Below are 14,114 nucleotides of genomic sequence, written 5' to 3'. Positions count from 1 at the left end.
TTTTGTATTACCTAAACACCCTTAACCATTTAACTTACGCCCTATGGCTAAAAATACATTCCGAAGCAAAACACCTCCACCCGCTAAAGTTAAAACTGCACCACCCAAATCCCGATTGGCTTCGGTATGGGTTAGGCTTAAGAGCACACTTATCAAATTCATTATATTTTTCTTTACCTCTACTATTGGGGCAGTTATCCTGTTCAAATTCGTGCCTGTGCCATTTACAGTTACTATGCTTTCAAGAAAAATAGAAGCGATAGCTGACGGGAAAAAAAGTGAAATTTATTACGACTGGACATCGTACGATAAAATATCAAGAGAAGCACCACTGGCAGTAGTAGCAGCTGAAGACCAGCTTTTTCCGGAACATTATGGATTCGATTTTAAATCGATGGGCAATGCTTTTCAGCGTAATATGAAAGGTAAGAAGATCAGAGGTGCTAGTACTATCTCGCAGCAGGTAGCAAAAAATGTATTTTTGTGGCAAACCCGAAGTTATATCAGAAAAGCCATTGAAGTATATTTTACGGCACTGATAGAATTGATATGGGGTAAACAACGCATTCTGGAAGTATACCTTAATGTAGCCGAAATGGGAGATATGACTTTTGGTGTAGAAGAAGCCTCCAAACGTTATTTCAGAAAATCAGCCAATGACCTGACCCGTGAACAAGCCGCTCGGATAGCAGCCGTATTACCAAGCCCTATCAAATGGTCTATATCTAAACCAGGCCCTTATGTGGTGCGCCGTACCGGACAAATCTCCCGCCAGATGCGTGCGTTGGGTGGCCCTTCGTATTTAAGTGGGTTGAGGAAATTTTGATATTTAAAATATAAATAATCTCTCTGAATTATAACATTTGCGGAGTAGAGACAAGGCAATGCCTTGTCTCCTTGTTTGCACATTAAAGTCCTTTTAGTATTATTTCAACCCTGCCTCCAAATCATTAATCTTCTTCAAATCAATTTTCCCTAGCGTAGCATATTTTCTGGCCTCAACCAGATCCTTTTTGGCGGCAACTATATCTCCTTTTCGTTGTTTCGCTCTGGCAGCCTGGTAATAAGATTCTGTAAGTTGCGTATTGTCTTTCAAGAGAGGTCTCCCTTGCATGATATACTTTTCAGCTTGCGGTACATAAGTATTATCAGTAGTGATGTCTAATACAAAAGACCCTATAAAGGTGAGTGCAGCGCCATTGGTGGCCAGTTTCTTAGCAAAATTATCTATGACTCCTATTGCTGATGCGGTTTGCCCCTCCCGTACTAAAGCTTTAGCTTCAAATTGCCAGGTAGCACCCTCGGCATATTGTCCGAAGCCTACTTTATTCATGTATTCCTTAATCTTATTGATTTTAGCAGAAGAATAAGACTGGCCTCTCAAACTATATAAAGAGCTCTGGATAATCACGCCATAGATATTCTGTTCGCCGCCTGGGTGTCCTCCGGCAGCTTCATATTGTTTAGCAGCATCTACGTGTTCCAGCCAGTATTGGGCAAAACCATTATCAATATCTTCTACTACTTTTTTTGTAATAGCCCAGCTAATCGGGCCGTTTAGATCATCTTTTGGGAATACATCATATACTGCTTTGGCAACAACCAGATTGGTAGCTGTATCTTTTACCACACGGCTATAGTAAGCATAGTTAATTAAGAAATTCAGGTCTCTCTCCCCGGCTTCATAACGCTTTTTATAGCTTGATGCTCTTTTATCAGGGTCAAGAGCTATCTTTCCTATATTAATAACCCCGTCTTCCTTAGGCTCGCCTGCTTCTGCCTGATGTACCAGATTTTTATCAGGGTCGAAATACAAAAACAATGGAAAATTAGGCAAATGAATATTCTTACTATTCAGAAATTTTACCTGTTCGGGTTTTTCGCCATTGAGTTTATAATTGATAAAGTTTTTGTTATAAAACTCCCCTACTTTTGCCGATTTAAGTATAGGCTCAAAACTCATACAGATAGGACAGGTGGGTAAATAACATTCTACATAAACCAATTTATTAGCTGCCTTGGCTTTTTTGAATGCAGTCTCAATATCAGTTTCCCAAACAATACCCTGAGCGAAAGTAAATTGTGCCAATAGTGCACAAACAAGCAATAAATATATTCTCTTCATATTAAGACTTTAATGAAGCAACAAAGTAAAGAAGAAAACTGATTGACGCAAAAACATTAACATTTCCTTAAGTATTTTTTATGGAGAAATTTGTGGCGCGAACTTCCAGCTCGCGGTTTTTTAGGTAACATATCTATAATTTCAAAAACTGAATTATTTTATTCTTCCTAAATCTCTCACTCCAGTTTCAATCTAAATCTTGATTTAGTCGCCTAAACCGCGAACTGGAGGTTCGCACCACAATTTTATTTTAATTACACCCCTTTATCTGCGCAGTAAATACAGTTTTGGCATCGGCTACAAAGCCTGGTTTTAGCAAAATTGATTTACCTGCTTCAAATGTGACTATGGGAGCAGGTGAAAAATCAGGGTCGCCGATTTTTTTATTTGATTCAATGCTGTTGACTGCTTTAATCAGTTCATTGCCTGTAGTGATATTTGCACTCATCACCACCGCGGAAGTTACTACCGTTACATCAACTGTGGCAGAGCCACCTGCGCTACATTGTATAAAGTAAGTAGTATTCGCTGTAGGCTTTACACTAATTGATGTTCCCGTCTGTGTGCTTACACCACCTAACCAGCTAACTGTTCCGGTACAACCTGCGGCTGTTAAGGTAACGGATGCACCGGGACAAACAACAGGTTTCGCAGGAGTGATAGTAATAAAGTTTTTGCCATTGCAGTTGTTTCCGGGATTGATAGTAATGCTTCTTTCAGCTCCTTTACAACCGGTATTCGATTCGCACCAGCCTTTATAAGTACCCGGCTCTGTTATTTGTCTTGTGTTTTTATAAAAAGTACCTTGAAGACTATTTGTATTGGTAATTGCAGAACCACTCCAATAAAAGCTGTCTGTTGTGCTTAAACATTGTCCGGTGAGAATAACTGCACTACCCTTACAGATAGTGGCATTATCAGCAGTAATAGCAGGTTGATCAGGCACTCTGCCTACACTTACGGTAAATACAGCTGATGAATCACTATTACAACCATTATAAGAGGCGACTGTTCTATAATTAGTTATTGTTGCCGGAGAAGTAGTCAGCGAAATTCCTACAGAGCCACCAGACCAATGGAAAGTGGCATCAGGATGATTAGCAGGGGCGGAAGCCATTAAGGTTACACTTTCGCCGGCACAAATAGCGTTTCTACCTGAAATAACAGGTGTTACCGGTTTTGCTTTTACTGTTACCTCACTAGTAGCTACTCTGCCACTATTACATATCCCATTTACACAGGCTGCATAATATTTAGTAGCTACGCTTGGACTCTGGCTGAGGTTATCACCTGTACCAACAACGACTGTGCCGGTTGTTGAGGTATACCATGTAACGGTGCCGACAGTGCAATTTGCAGTTAATGTAATACTATCGCCTTTACAAATATCCGTACTACTCACGCCAACATTAGTCGGATTAACTGGTTGCTGTGTTACTACCACCTCGGCAGTAGCTACAATCCCACTTGAACATTCTACATTTGAACAAAAGGCATGATATGTAGTGTTCACTTTAGGTTTATAGGTAAAGGCAGTATCGGGATCCATACTGGTTTTGTACCATCGCAAAGTACCAATCAGACATGAGCCTGATAAAGTAATGGTTTCGCCATTACAAATGGCTGTTTTACTCACTGCTACTCCTGTTGGGTTGACAGGTTGTTGATAAACTACTATCTGATTCATAGCAACTCTTGCACTCTTACAATTGCCATTCTCACACGCCACATAATAGGTAGTAGTTGTGGTAGGTTGAGGAGCGAAATAATCTCCAGTTGCTAACACTGCTCCTCCGGTAGATGAGTCATACCATGTTTGCGTACCTATAGCACAAGAGGCCGTCATATAAATGCCGGTCCCTATACAAACTTGTGTTCCACCCTGAAACAAGTCGGTCGGAATAGTTGGTTGCTCGGTTACAACTACTGCCTCGGTAGGTAAATAGCTGCTTATACAAGGTCCATTCATACAATAGGCATAATATATACTGTTTTCTGTAGGTGTGTGTGTAGGCACAAGGTCATATTGTTCCACTCCTGCGGCTGTATAGGCTCTTATCCATTTTACCTCTCCAATAGAACAAGTAGCCGATAAACTAACACTATCACCATTACAGATAGCTGTTTTACTAACTGTTATTCCGGTAGGATCCTGAGGTCTGGCATAAAACACGATTTCTTCCATAGCTACTCTTTCACTGCTGCAATAAGTGGTTTCGCAGGCGGCATAATAAGTAGTAGTTTTGGTTACATAAGCATAAACAACTGAGCCCTCATAAGCAGGTGTAATAGCTGTAGCAGAATCATACCATTTGAGTGTTCCGGTAGCACAGGAACCGCTTAAATCTATAGACATTTCACCACAAGTCTTTGTATCCCACTGGGAAAGATTGGTTGGCTTGGTCGGTGTTGGTCTTACGGTTACTTCTTCTGTGGCTACTCTTTCGCTTTTGCAGCTGCCATTCTCGCAGGCTACATAATACCTTGTAGTGGATGCGGGAGTGGGGTCAAAATAATCGCCTGTACCTGAAGCAGTAGCGGCTGTAGCAGAATTATACCATACTGGCTCGCTAACTGCACAACTGGCAGACAGGCTGGCAGGTTCACCACTACAAACAGCAGACTTATAAGAGGCTACATTAACCGGATTGGTCGGTTGAGTAGTCACAGTCACCATATCTGTAGCTACCATATTCGTTTCACAATCGCCATTAAAACAGGTAGCATAATAGGTATAAGTATCAGTTGGGGTCAATTGCAGATTATTTCCTGTACCGATGCTGGTATCACCTATTGAATCGTTATACCAGGTAATTGTACCAATATCACAAGTAGCAGATAGTATAATGCTCGTCCCACTACAAACAGCTGTTTTATCAACTGAAACACCCGTTGGTTTAGAAGGCATGGTTGTTACTACTACTTGTTCAGTAATTACCCTGCTACTCTCGCAAATACCATTTATACACATGGCATAATATTTAGTGGTGACCAGCGGAGTTTGGGTAATAATAGACCCCGTCTCAAGAAATATATCTTCATCCTGTCCTATTTTATACCAGGCAACCTCTCCTATCGAACAATAAGCAGATAAAGTAATATCTGTACCACTACAAATAGATGTCAGACTTACTGAAACATCTGTGGGGTCAATTGGTTGTTCTGTTACAGTTACTGTACCTGCAGATATTCTTTCGCTCTTGCAATCGCCGTTTTCACAAGCTACATAATAAGACGTCGTTATACCAGGTACTTCCCCCCAATTACCAGTAGCTATACTTGTCAGGTCATATTCACCTTTATACCAAGTGGCAGTACCATAGTCGCAACTGGCAGAGAATCCGACATAATTGTTAGAACATACATTGGTCTGGTCAATCGAAACACTCGTCGGATTGTCTGGCTGATCAGTTACTACTACATCTCCTACCCAAACCCTGTCGGTTTTACAATCACCATTTTCACAGGCCACATAATAAGAAGTGTTATAGGGAGGGGACACTTGTAAACTTGATGCTGTGCTAAAGGCGCTACCACCACTGGCCAGCGTATACCATTTTACGCTTCCTATCGGGCAGGTAGCCGTTAATTCCACATTTGTTCCGCTACAGATATCCGTTTTATCTATAGATATATTTTCAGGTGAAGTGGGCATCGTAGTAACCACTACTTCGCTGGTAGCTATTCTGTTCGTGCTGTTCAGACCATATTCACAAGCGGCATAATAAGTTGTAGTGACAGTAGGAGAAAGAATCAAAGGTGAGCTTGTGCCGATACTACTACCACCCGAAGCACTTGCATACCAGTTTAAAGTTCCCTGGGCACAGGTGGCTGATAATGTAATATCTGGACCACTACAAATGGCCGTGTCACTTACCGATACAGCCGTAGGGTCAGTTAATTCCAAGGTTCTGATAATATATCCGCCCATGCCTGTTGTTTCAAAATTCACTTCCCAGCGTTTGGCGGTGCTATTCCAGACTATATCGGCATCATCAGGATTAATCTCAGTCATAGCACCCGGATAAGTAATCGGCCAACCTGTATCATTAGAACTGGTGCCCCCATGTTTTTCGATGCGTATGCTTCTAATGCCCTTTATATCGCTACTGTCTACAGGTAGTTTAAGTGAATTTGCAGTGTAATCATAGCTATTGTACTCATTAAAATCGCTCTGAGTATAATAGAGCGTTACTTTAGCTGTAGCATTATCTGTGTCAGTTTCTGGATACAATTCATACTGACGACGCACATAATTTCCGTCAAGCGGTGGATATAACCATTCTTTTACAGAAATATTTCCGTTCACAGGAGCTTCACCTGATGATTCTACTGTCGCAATCAGTTCGTTAAAAACATTACAATAGCAGGTAGTATTAGATGAACTTTGTACCTGACTATTATAAGGTGTTGTTTTTTCGATTGTATTGATACCAGTATTAGCAGGTGTACAAGTACCTACGCTCCATAATGTTGACTTATACGCTGTGCCATCCACCGCAGTGCTACACATAAAATATAACCTCCCGTTTACATTAGTCATGAAATCTATGTACTGATAATCATCACTCGGAGCTATATTTCTTACCAGTACCGTTCCTGCTTCTGTGCCGTCACTTTTCCATAATTCAGGTCCACCAGACCCCGTATTGGCCGCAAAATAAATGGTTCCGTTTACGTTCAAGATATTCAATATAGATGAGCCCCAACTACCCGGATAAATATCTTTTACCAGTTCTGTGCCTGCGGCAGTACCATCTGTTTTCCACAATTCTCTACCATGCACCCCATCATCTTCTACAAAATACAGTGTATCATTCACATTAATAATGAAATCCAGATAGGATGAACCATCACCCGGATTTAAATCTATTATCATCTTTGTTCCTGCTTCTGTACCATCACTTTTCCACAGTTCACGGCCAGTAGCATTAGTAATGGCTGAAAAATATAAAGTATCCTTCATGATAAGCATCCCGCTAATATAAGCATCGTCCAAACCCGGATTAATGTCTTTCACCATAACAGTTCCTTGTTCAGTACCATCGCTTTTCCAGAGTTCCCTGCCGTGTATAGTATCATCTATTATCAAAAACAAAGTACCGTTGAAGTTAGTAAACTGGCGTATATCAGCCCATGGAGAATTAATTTGTGTCACTAATACAGTTCCTTGATCAGTACCGTCACTCTTCCATAATTGTACGGTATTGTTAAAAGCAGCTCTTAAATACAAAGTGCCATTGATATTGGCTAACTCGCTTACAAAAGGACTTCCACTTCCCGGATTAATATCTTTCACCATCATAGTACCACCTGCCGTGCCATCTGTTTTCCATAATTCAGTACCATACGTTGAGGTATTACCCATAAAATAGATAGTGCTACCAACGTTTGTTATATACCCATTTGCCGAAACCTCTGTGCTTACAGCAATTGTTCCTTGTTCAGTACCATCACTTTTCCATAATCTACGGATACCACTGGCATCAGTAGCTCTGAAGTACAGCGTTCCGTTTACATTGGTCATGCCAGTTATTTCAGAACTTCCCCCTCCCGGATTAATATCTTTTACCAGATAGGTTCCTGCGGCAGTACCATCACTTCTCCAAAGTTCTTCACCATGCGCATAACCTGTATCATAAGCAGTAAAAAACAAGACGCCATTTGCACTAATAAGATTATTAACAGAGGCAATACCTCCTTTATTAATATCCTTAACTATGTAGGGCATTTGTGCAGAGCTGAGTTTCGCCAGACACAAAAATAAAACTAAAAAAAGGCCGTATTTGCGAGTAAAAAACTGTTTCATAGGAAGGCTTACTTGTCTAATTTTTGAGGGATACATTTACTTGTGTCGGTAAAATTATACTTCACAATCAGGTAACGTCAATACTATACGTTCATCAAAACGCAATTGTCCATATTTTGTCCATGTAAAAAAGGGTGTTTTCGGGTTGTAGCAGGGGGCTTGGGGCAGAGGGCAAGGGCATCGGTGATTTTTTTCCTGGCTGCGGCCTTCGACCGCAGCGGCGAGGGAGTCTTTCAATTGAGAAGAAGAAGATTAAACCTAGATAAAAATCCCTCTTTTGGGCCGGTCCGTCATACGGTTAGGGACTAAAATAAATACTCGCAAAACCGCAGGTATTTATCTGACCTATGATGAATTTAAATTATTCTGAAACTTTACATGACTTGGGCTTTGGTTGTCCATCTCAGAGAATCAAATGGAACATTCTCCTGAGCCATACCAATAGCATAACTCAGGAGAAATGTGAGTGTTAATAACTTTTTCACGAAGCATTACTTTACAGCAAATGCTACTTCTGCATTTTCCCAGGCAAGGATTACCGAATTTTTGTTAATGGCATACCATAGTTTTTCGTTAAAAGTTTTCGATTTCTTAGGTTTCACAGTTACACGTAGTGCATCTTGTGCTGCATCATATTTAAATGCTCCCCATTGGTTTGGTACTTTGTTGAAGATGATAGTCCATTCGTTGGTATTCGGAATCGTAAAGAAACCATACTTGCCAGCCGGAAGTGTTTTGCCTTCAATACTTACATCTTTCGAAAACTCAATGGTGGTTGCTTCATTAGCACCTGCACGCCATACTTCACCATAAGGCACTAATTTCCCCCATACTTCACGGCCTTTTACAGATGGTTGTCCGTAATTAACGGTTACTTTCTTGCCATTAATATCTCCACTAGCAGTAGCCGGAGGCGATGGACGTTTTGCTTTATCATCCTGTGCTAAAAGGGTGAATGAGATGAACGATAAAGCGAAAAAAATCGCCAATAGACCCATTTTTTTTGTGTTCTTTTGCATAGCTTTGTTAGATGTTTTAAGATTAATAAATTCCTTTTATCGAATTGATGAAGCAAAATTAGGCAAGATGATCTTGTCAAGTTTAGTCATGATCTTTCCAAATTCATTCAAGTTCATTCATCATTACAAATCATTAATTACCAGGTGATTATCGAATCGGAAGACATATTATTAGCACATTGCAAAAAACTGATTGAAGAAAAAATCGGTTGGGGAAATAGTGAGAAATGGACTAATCAGGATTTTGAAGACCTTTCGCAACGTATTTTTGCAGTAACAGCCGTTACCCTTAGTCCTACTACACTGAAAAGAATCTGGGGGAAAGTAAAATATGACTCTGCCCCTACTGTCACCACGCTTAATACACTGGCTCAATTCATAGGCTTTGAGCATTGGCGGGCTTTCCGTCAGAATCACTTTCCTAAAAGTGAGCCTATTGAAGTTGAAAGACCTGTTATCCATACGAATGGTGAAATAGCCAAAACTGCCAAGCTACCTTATTTATTTTCGCTTATTCTACCAATTCTGTTAGTGTCAGGCGCCGTAAGCTGGTATTTTCTATCAAAGGCGCAGGATGCCCCTGCGCAGATAAACCCTGCCGATTTCACATTTACCAGTAAAAAGGTGATTTCTGTAGGAGTGCCAAATTCTGTCATTTTTGATTATGATGCTTCCAAAGCACCAGATGACTCTGTGTATATCCAGCAGGACTGGGATCCTTCCAGACGGATAAAAGTGTCAAAAAATCAGCATCAGCATACTTCTGTTTACTATCGTCCGGGTTCATTTCTGGCAAAATTGGTGATAGGCAAACAGGTCGTAAAAGAGCATAATCTGTTCATTCAGACGGATGGTTGGCTGCCTTTGATTGAACAAGACCCTGTCCCATTATATTTCAAACAGGAAGATGCTATTAACGATGGTAAACTGGGTTTATCAGTAGAGACCATTCAGGCACAGAATGTTCCTTTGAAACCAGCTGCACCTTTTGTGGAATACGCCAATCTGAAAGATTTTGGTGATATAAAAACCGATAATTTTATATTTGAAACCTCTGTTAAAAATACCTTTCGTGAAGGAGCTTCCGTTTGCCAGTTTACCACAATAGGTTTGCGCTGTGAAGGTACTGCTATTATTATTCGCCTTTCAGCCAAAGGTTGTATTTCTGACAATGGCATCTATTTTGTAGACCAGGACATCTCAGGCAAAGAGCATGACTTGTCGGCTTTTGGCAATGATTTTAAAGATTTCGTTAAAGTGCGTTGTGAGTCTATTAACGGCAAAGTGAAAATATTTGTCGATAATAAACTGGCTTATGAATTTTCGCACAAAGGTGCTGTCAGCAAAATTATGGGTATCACCTACCGTTTTCAGGGTTCCGGATTAGTTGATGAGGTAAAACTATCTAAAGGCGATGGGAAAGTAGTGTTTGAGGATGGGTTTAGCAGATAATTTTCAACGAAAATGAAGGTCAACAACTTCTTCAATAATATATAAATGACTGCCTTAAATGATTTTATTGGAAAGTGGTTTTACCATGATACAATTTATTGGAAAGATGATTTGAGTGGATATAAAAACTGGGACTATAAAAACCCTTCTGATAAATCCATAATTTTGCCCAATGAAAAATTAGGTCTTGTTAATTGTATTGATGTAGAAGATAATCATCTATTAATTCGGCATAAAAAAAATGTAGTTTTAAAGATAAAGCCTACAAGCATTCTTCTATTATTACCATTTCCCCCTATGTTTAAATTTGGCGAAAAAGTTATAGAAATTCGAAGACCTATCATTGGAGTTATACGTGAAATAGGTTGGCACTTGAAAGAACAAAAATATTATTATTTTCTTACTGTAAATAATAAAGATAAATCAAGACGCTATTTTGAAGAAGAACTTAATGTATTCATCTAAAAGAATCTTAACATTATGTAACCCCCAATTCTTATTAAAAATCACTATCACCAACAAAAAATTCACATGAAATTTCTCCTTTTTTCTCTTACACTTCTCAGCATTCTAACACAAGCGCAAAATAAACGTCCGCGTGAATTAGGTATCAAAATTGGTGTGATGAAAACCGGACAGAACAATGCCATTACAGACGTGGCAGGGTTAAAAGTCGGACAAATGAGTCTGATTGAAGGAGAGAAAATCCGTACAGGAGTAACAGCTATTATTCCACACGAAGGGAATCTGTTTCAGGAGAAAGTACCTGCTGCTATATTCATTGCTAACGGTTTTGGGAAATTGGCAGGTATCAGTCAGGTGCAGGAATTAGGCAATATTGAAACACCGATTATCTTAACCAATACGCTTTCAGTACCCACAGCCGCCGATGCAGTAATTGATTATACCTTAGCCCAAAAGGGCAATGAAAAAGTTCGCTCGGTAAATCCTGTAGTGGGAGAAACCAACGATAGTTTTCTGAATGATATTACCGGCCGACATGTAAAGAAAGAGGATGTATTAAGAGCGATAGAAATAGCTGTACCCGGCAAAGTAGAAGAAGGAAATGTAGGGGCAGGAACGGGTACCATTTGTTTTGCCTGGAAAGGCGGCATCGGTACAGCATCCAGAGTACTTCCGTCTAAATCTGGCGGCTATACAGTAGGTGTAATTGTACAAACTAACTTCGGGGGAGTATTACAGGTAAACGGTGTACCTGTAGGGGAAGAACTCAAACAATATTTTCTGAATGACCAATTGAATGACCCGGCCGATGGTTCCTGCATGATAGTAGTAGCTACTGATGCCCCATTGACCTCTCGCAATTTAGAAAGATTAGCCAAAAGAGCCATTTTCGGCTTGGCCAAAACCGGTGGAATAGCTTCAAATGGTAGTGGAGATTATGTAATCGCTTTTTCGACTGCCAAACAATTGCGAGTACCACATAGTAACCCAACCAAGTTTTATGAAGTAACCGAGCTTCGTAACGATGATATATCTCCTTTATTTCTGGCAGTTATTGAAGCCACCGAAGAGGCCATTCTCAACTCTATGTTTGCCGCTCAAACTACTAAGGGTGCAAACGGCGTCATTCAGGCATTACCCGTAGATAAGGTATTGGAATTGAGCAAAAAGTATAATAAGCTGAAATAAACTATCAAGTTTGGCACGCGTATACTCGTCTATAAAAGGGTCGGACACCGCGTGGGTGCTACGCATACTCAGTTTACTTTCCAAACTATAAAAAAACTACAAAACTACTTAAAATAGGTAATAGAAAGGCCACTTAGCGCTTAAGCGTGACACCCGCGGCGGCGTCCGGCCCATTTTAGTCAGAGTATAGGCGTGCCACGCTACGTGACATGCAAATTCAACTTTAATTGGCATATTTCTTTATTTTCTCTACCTTTAAGCTCTATTCTATTTTAACCTATACGATGAATTTTCAAGGGAAAACAAAAGAAAATATCCAATATGATGCGATTGTGGTAGGCTCGGGTATTTCGGGCGGTTGGTCAGCAAAAGAACTCTGCGAGAAAGGATTAAAAGTACTGCTATTAGAGCGTGGCCGAATGATTGAGCACGTAACCGATTATATTACTGCCAATAAGGATCCCTGGGATTTTCCGCACCATGATTTACAAATGCCTAATGATTTGCTGAAAAACTATCAGGTGCAAAACCGCACAGGCTTTGCTATCATGGAATCTACGCATCACCATTTTGTGAATGATTTAGAGAACCCATACGTAGAAGAAAAACCTTTCGACTGGATACGCGGCTATCATGTAGGCGGGCGTTCGCTAATGTGGGGGCGTTATTCGTTCCGTTTTTCAGATCTCGATTTTGAAGCCAATGCCAAAGAGGGTATTGCCACCGACTGGCCTATCCGTTATAAAGATATAGCTCCCTGGTACGATTATGTAGAGAAATTTGCAGGCATAGCCGGAGACCGTGATGGTCTTCCTCAGCTACCCGATGGACAATTTCAACCTGCCATGCCTGATAATTGTATAGAATCACATTTCAGAAGCGTTGTCAATAGCAATTTCAAAGACAGAAAGGTTATCTCTGCCCGTGCAGCGCATTTGACTGCACCTACCGAGGAGCAATTAGCCTTAGGACGTGCCAGTTGTCAGTATCGTAACCGATGTATGCGTGGCTGTCCGTTTGGGGCTTATTTCAGTACCCAATCGGCTACTTTGCCTGCAGCACGTCGCACAGGGAATCTGACCCTTAGACCTCATTCAATTGTCAATTCGATTATTTATGATGAGAAATCGGGCAAAGCCTCGGGTGTAAGAGTAATTGATGAACAGACCAACGAATGGCTGGAGTTTTCGGCAAAAATCATTTTTCTGAATGCCTCTGCTTTAGGTTCAACTTTTATTCTGATGAATTCTACCTCTAATCGTTTCCCGAATGGAATGGACGATAGCGGACAATTAGGACATAACCTGATGGATCATCATTTTCATGTAGGTGCCACGGCCGATTATCAGCAGGATTTGGATAAGATTTATTATGGCCGTCACCCTGCGGGATTATATGTACCCAGATTCCGTAATTTACCGGGTAAGGACAAACAACCATTCAATAGAGGTTATGGATTTGAAGTGTATACCTGGCGTGATGGCTGGCAACACTCGATGGGCATGGATGGCATGGGAGCAGAATTTAAAGAAAAAATAGCCACCTACGGCGACTGGAAAATGATATTGGATGCCTTTGGTGAGTGTATGCCTTATTACGACAATAAAGTAACATTGACCAATGAGAAAAAAGACAAATGGGGACAGCCCGTATTGAAAATGGATGTGCATTATAGAGAAAATGAAGCCTTAATGCGCAAAGATGCCAAAGAACAGGCTGTTATCATGATGGAAAAGGCAGGATTCACTAATATTGAAGCCTATGACCGACAAGCACATCCTGGTTTAAGTATCCACGAAATGGGCACTGCCCGTATGGGTAAAGATGCCAAAAACTCAGTTTTCAATAAGTATAACCAACACCATCTAGTGAAAAACGTTTTCTGTACAGATGGCGCCTGCATGACCTCATCGCCATGCCAGAATCCATCACTAACCTATATGGCGCTTTCAGCCCGTGCCGCTGACTATGCCGTGACAGAATTGAAAAGGGGGAATCTTTAGGGAACCGAAAAATGTATTATGTAAAAGGGAGAAAGCTTTAAAGTCCTTTTTCG

The 14,114-nt window shown here is 40.6% G+C and carries 8 protein-coding genes; 5 read left to right on the top strand and 3 right to left on the bottom strand.

What is annotated here, in order from left to right; translation table 11 throughout:
- The first annotated feature begins 43 nt into the window (after window positions 1-43).
- A complete protein-coding gene (mtgA, locus tag D0T08_RS08415; protein WP_116982176.1) occupies window positions 44-826 on the top strand; it encodes a monofunctional biosynthetic peptidoglycan transglycosylase in 783 nt (260 codons plus the stop codon).
- A gap of 99 nt (window positions 827-925) precedes the next feature.
- On the opposite strand, the gene D0T08_RS08410 is transcribed toward mtgA, so the two are convergent.
- From D0T08_RS08410 to D0T08_RS08400, 3 genes are all read right to left on the bottom strand, one after another.
- Window positions 926-2,125, bottom strand: coding sequence for a thioredoxin family protein (locus D0T08_RS08410; protein WP_116982175.1), 1,200 nt, complete (start codon window positions 2,123-2,125; stop codon window positions 926-928).
- A gap of 250 nt (window positions 2,126-2,375) precedes the next feature.
- Complete coding sequence (locus D0T08_RS08405; RefSeq protein ID WP_158561220.1) at window positions 2,376-7,856, bottom strand: ELWxxDGT repeat protein; 5,481 nt, start codon at window positions 7,854-7,856, stop codon at window positions 2,376-2,378.
- A gap of 569 nt (window positions 7,857-8,425) precedes the next feature.
- Complete coding sequence (locus tag D0T08_RS08400; RefSeq protein WP_229238926.1) at window positions 8,426-8,953, bottom strand: DUF2911 domain-containing protein; 528 nt, start codon at window positions 8,951-8,953, stop codon at window positions 8,426-8,428.
- 144 nt (window positions 8,954-9,097) lie between these two features.
- Here D0T08_RS08400 and D0T08_RS08395 point away from each other — a divergent pair, with 144 nt between their 5' ends.
- From D0T08_RS08395 to D0T08_RS08380, 4 genes are all read left to right on the top strand, one after another.
- The gene (locus D0T08_RS08395; RefSeq protein WP_116982173.1) at window positions 9,098-10,405 is read left to right on the top strand and encodes a hypothetical protein; all 1,308 of its coding nucleotides are present in this window, start codon (window positions 9,098-9,100) and stop codon (window positions 10,403-10,405) included.
- A 45-nt stretch (window positions 10,406-10,450) separates the two neighbouring features.
- Window positions 10,451-10,870, top strand: coding sequence for a hypothetical protein (locus D0T08_RS08390; RefSeq protein ID WP_116982172.1), 420 nt, complete (start codon window positions 10,451-10,453; stop codon window positions 10,868-10,870).
- Window positions 10,871-10,936: 66 nt separating this feature from the next.
- Complete coding sequence (locus tag D0T08_RS08385) at window positions 10,937-12,058, top strand: P1 family peptidase (RefSeq protein ID WP_116982171.1); 1,122 nt, start codon at window positions 10,937-10,939, stop codon at window positions 12,056-12,058.
- A 284-nt stretch (window positions 12,059-12,342) separates the two neighbouring features.
- Window positions 12,343-14,061: a GMC oxidoreductase gene (locus tag D0T08_RS08380; RefSeq protein WP_116982170.1), complete on the top strand. Its 1,719-nt coding sequence runs from the start codon at window positions 12,343-12,345 to the stop codon at window positions 14,059-14,061.
- Window positions 14,062-14,114 lie beyond the last annotated feature (53 nt).

It is taken from the genome of Emticicia sp. C21, from assembly GCF_003418935.1.
Lineage (GTDB): Bacteria > Bacteroidota > Bacteroidia > Cytophagales > Spirosomataceae > Emticicia.
This window is presented reverse-complemented; position numbering and strand designations above follow the sequence as displayed.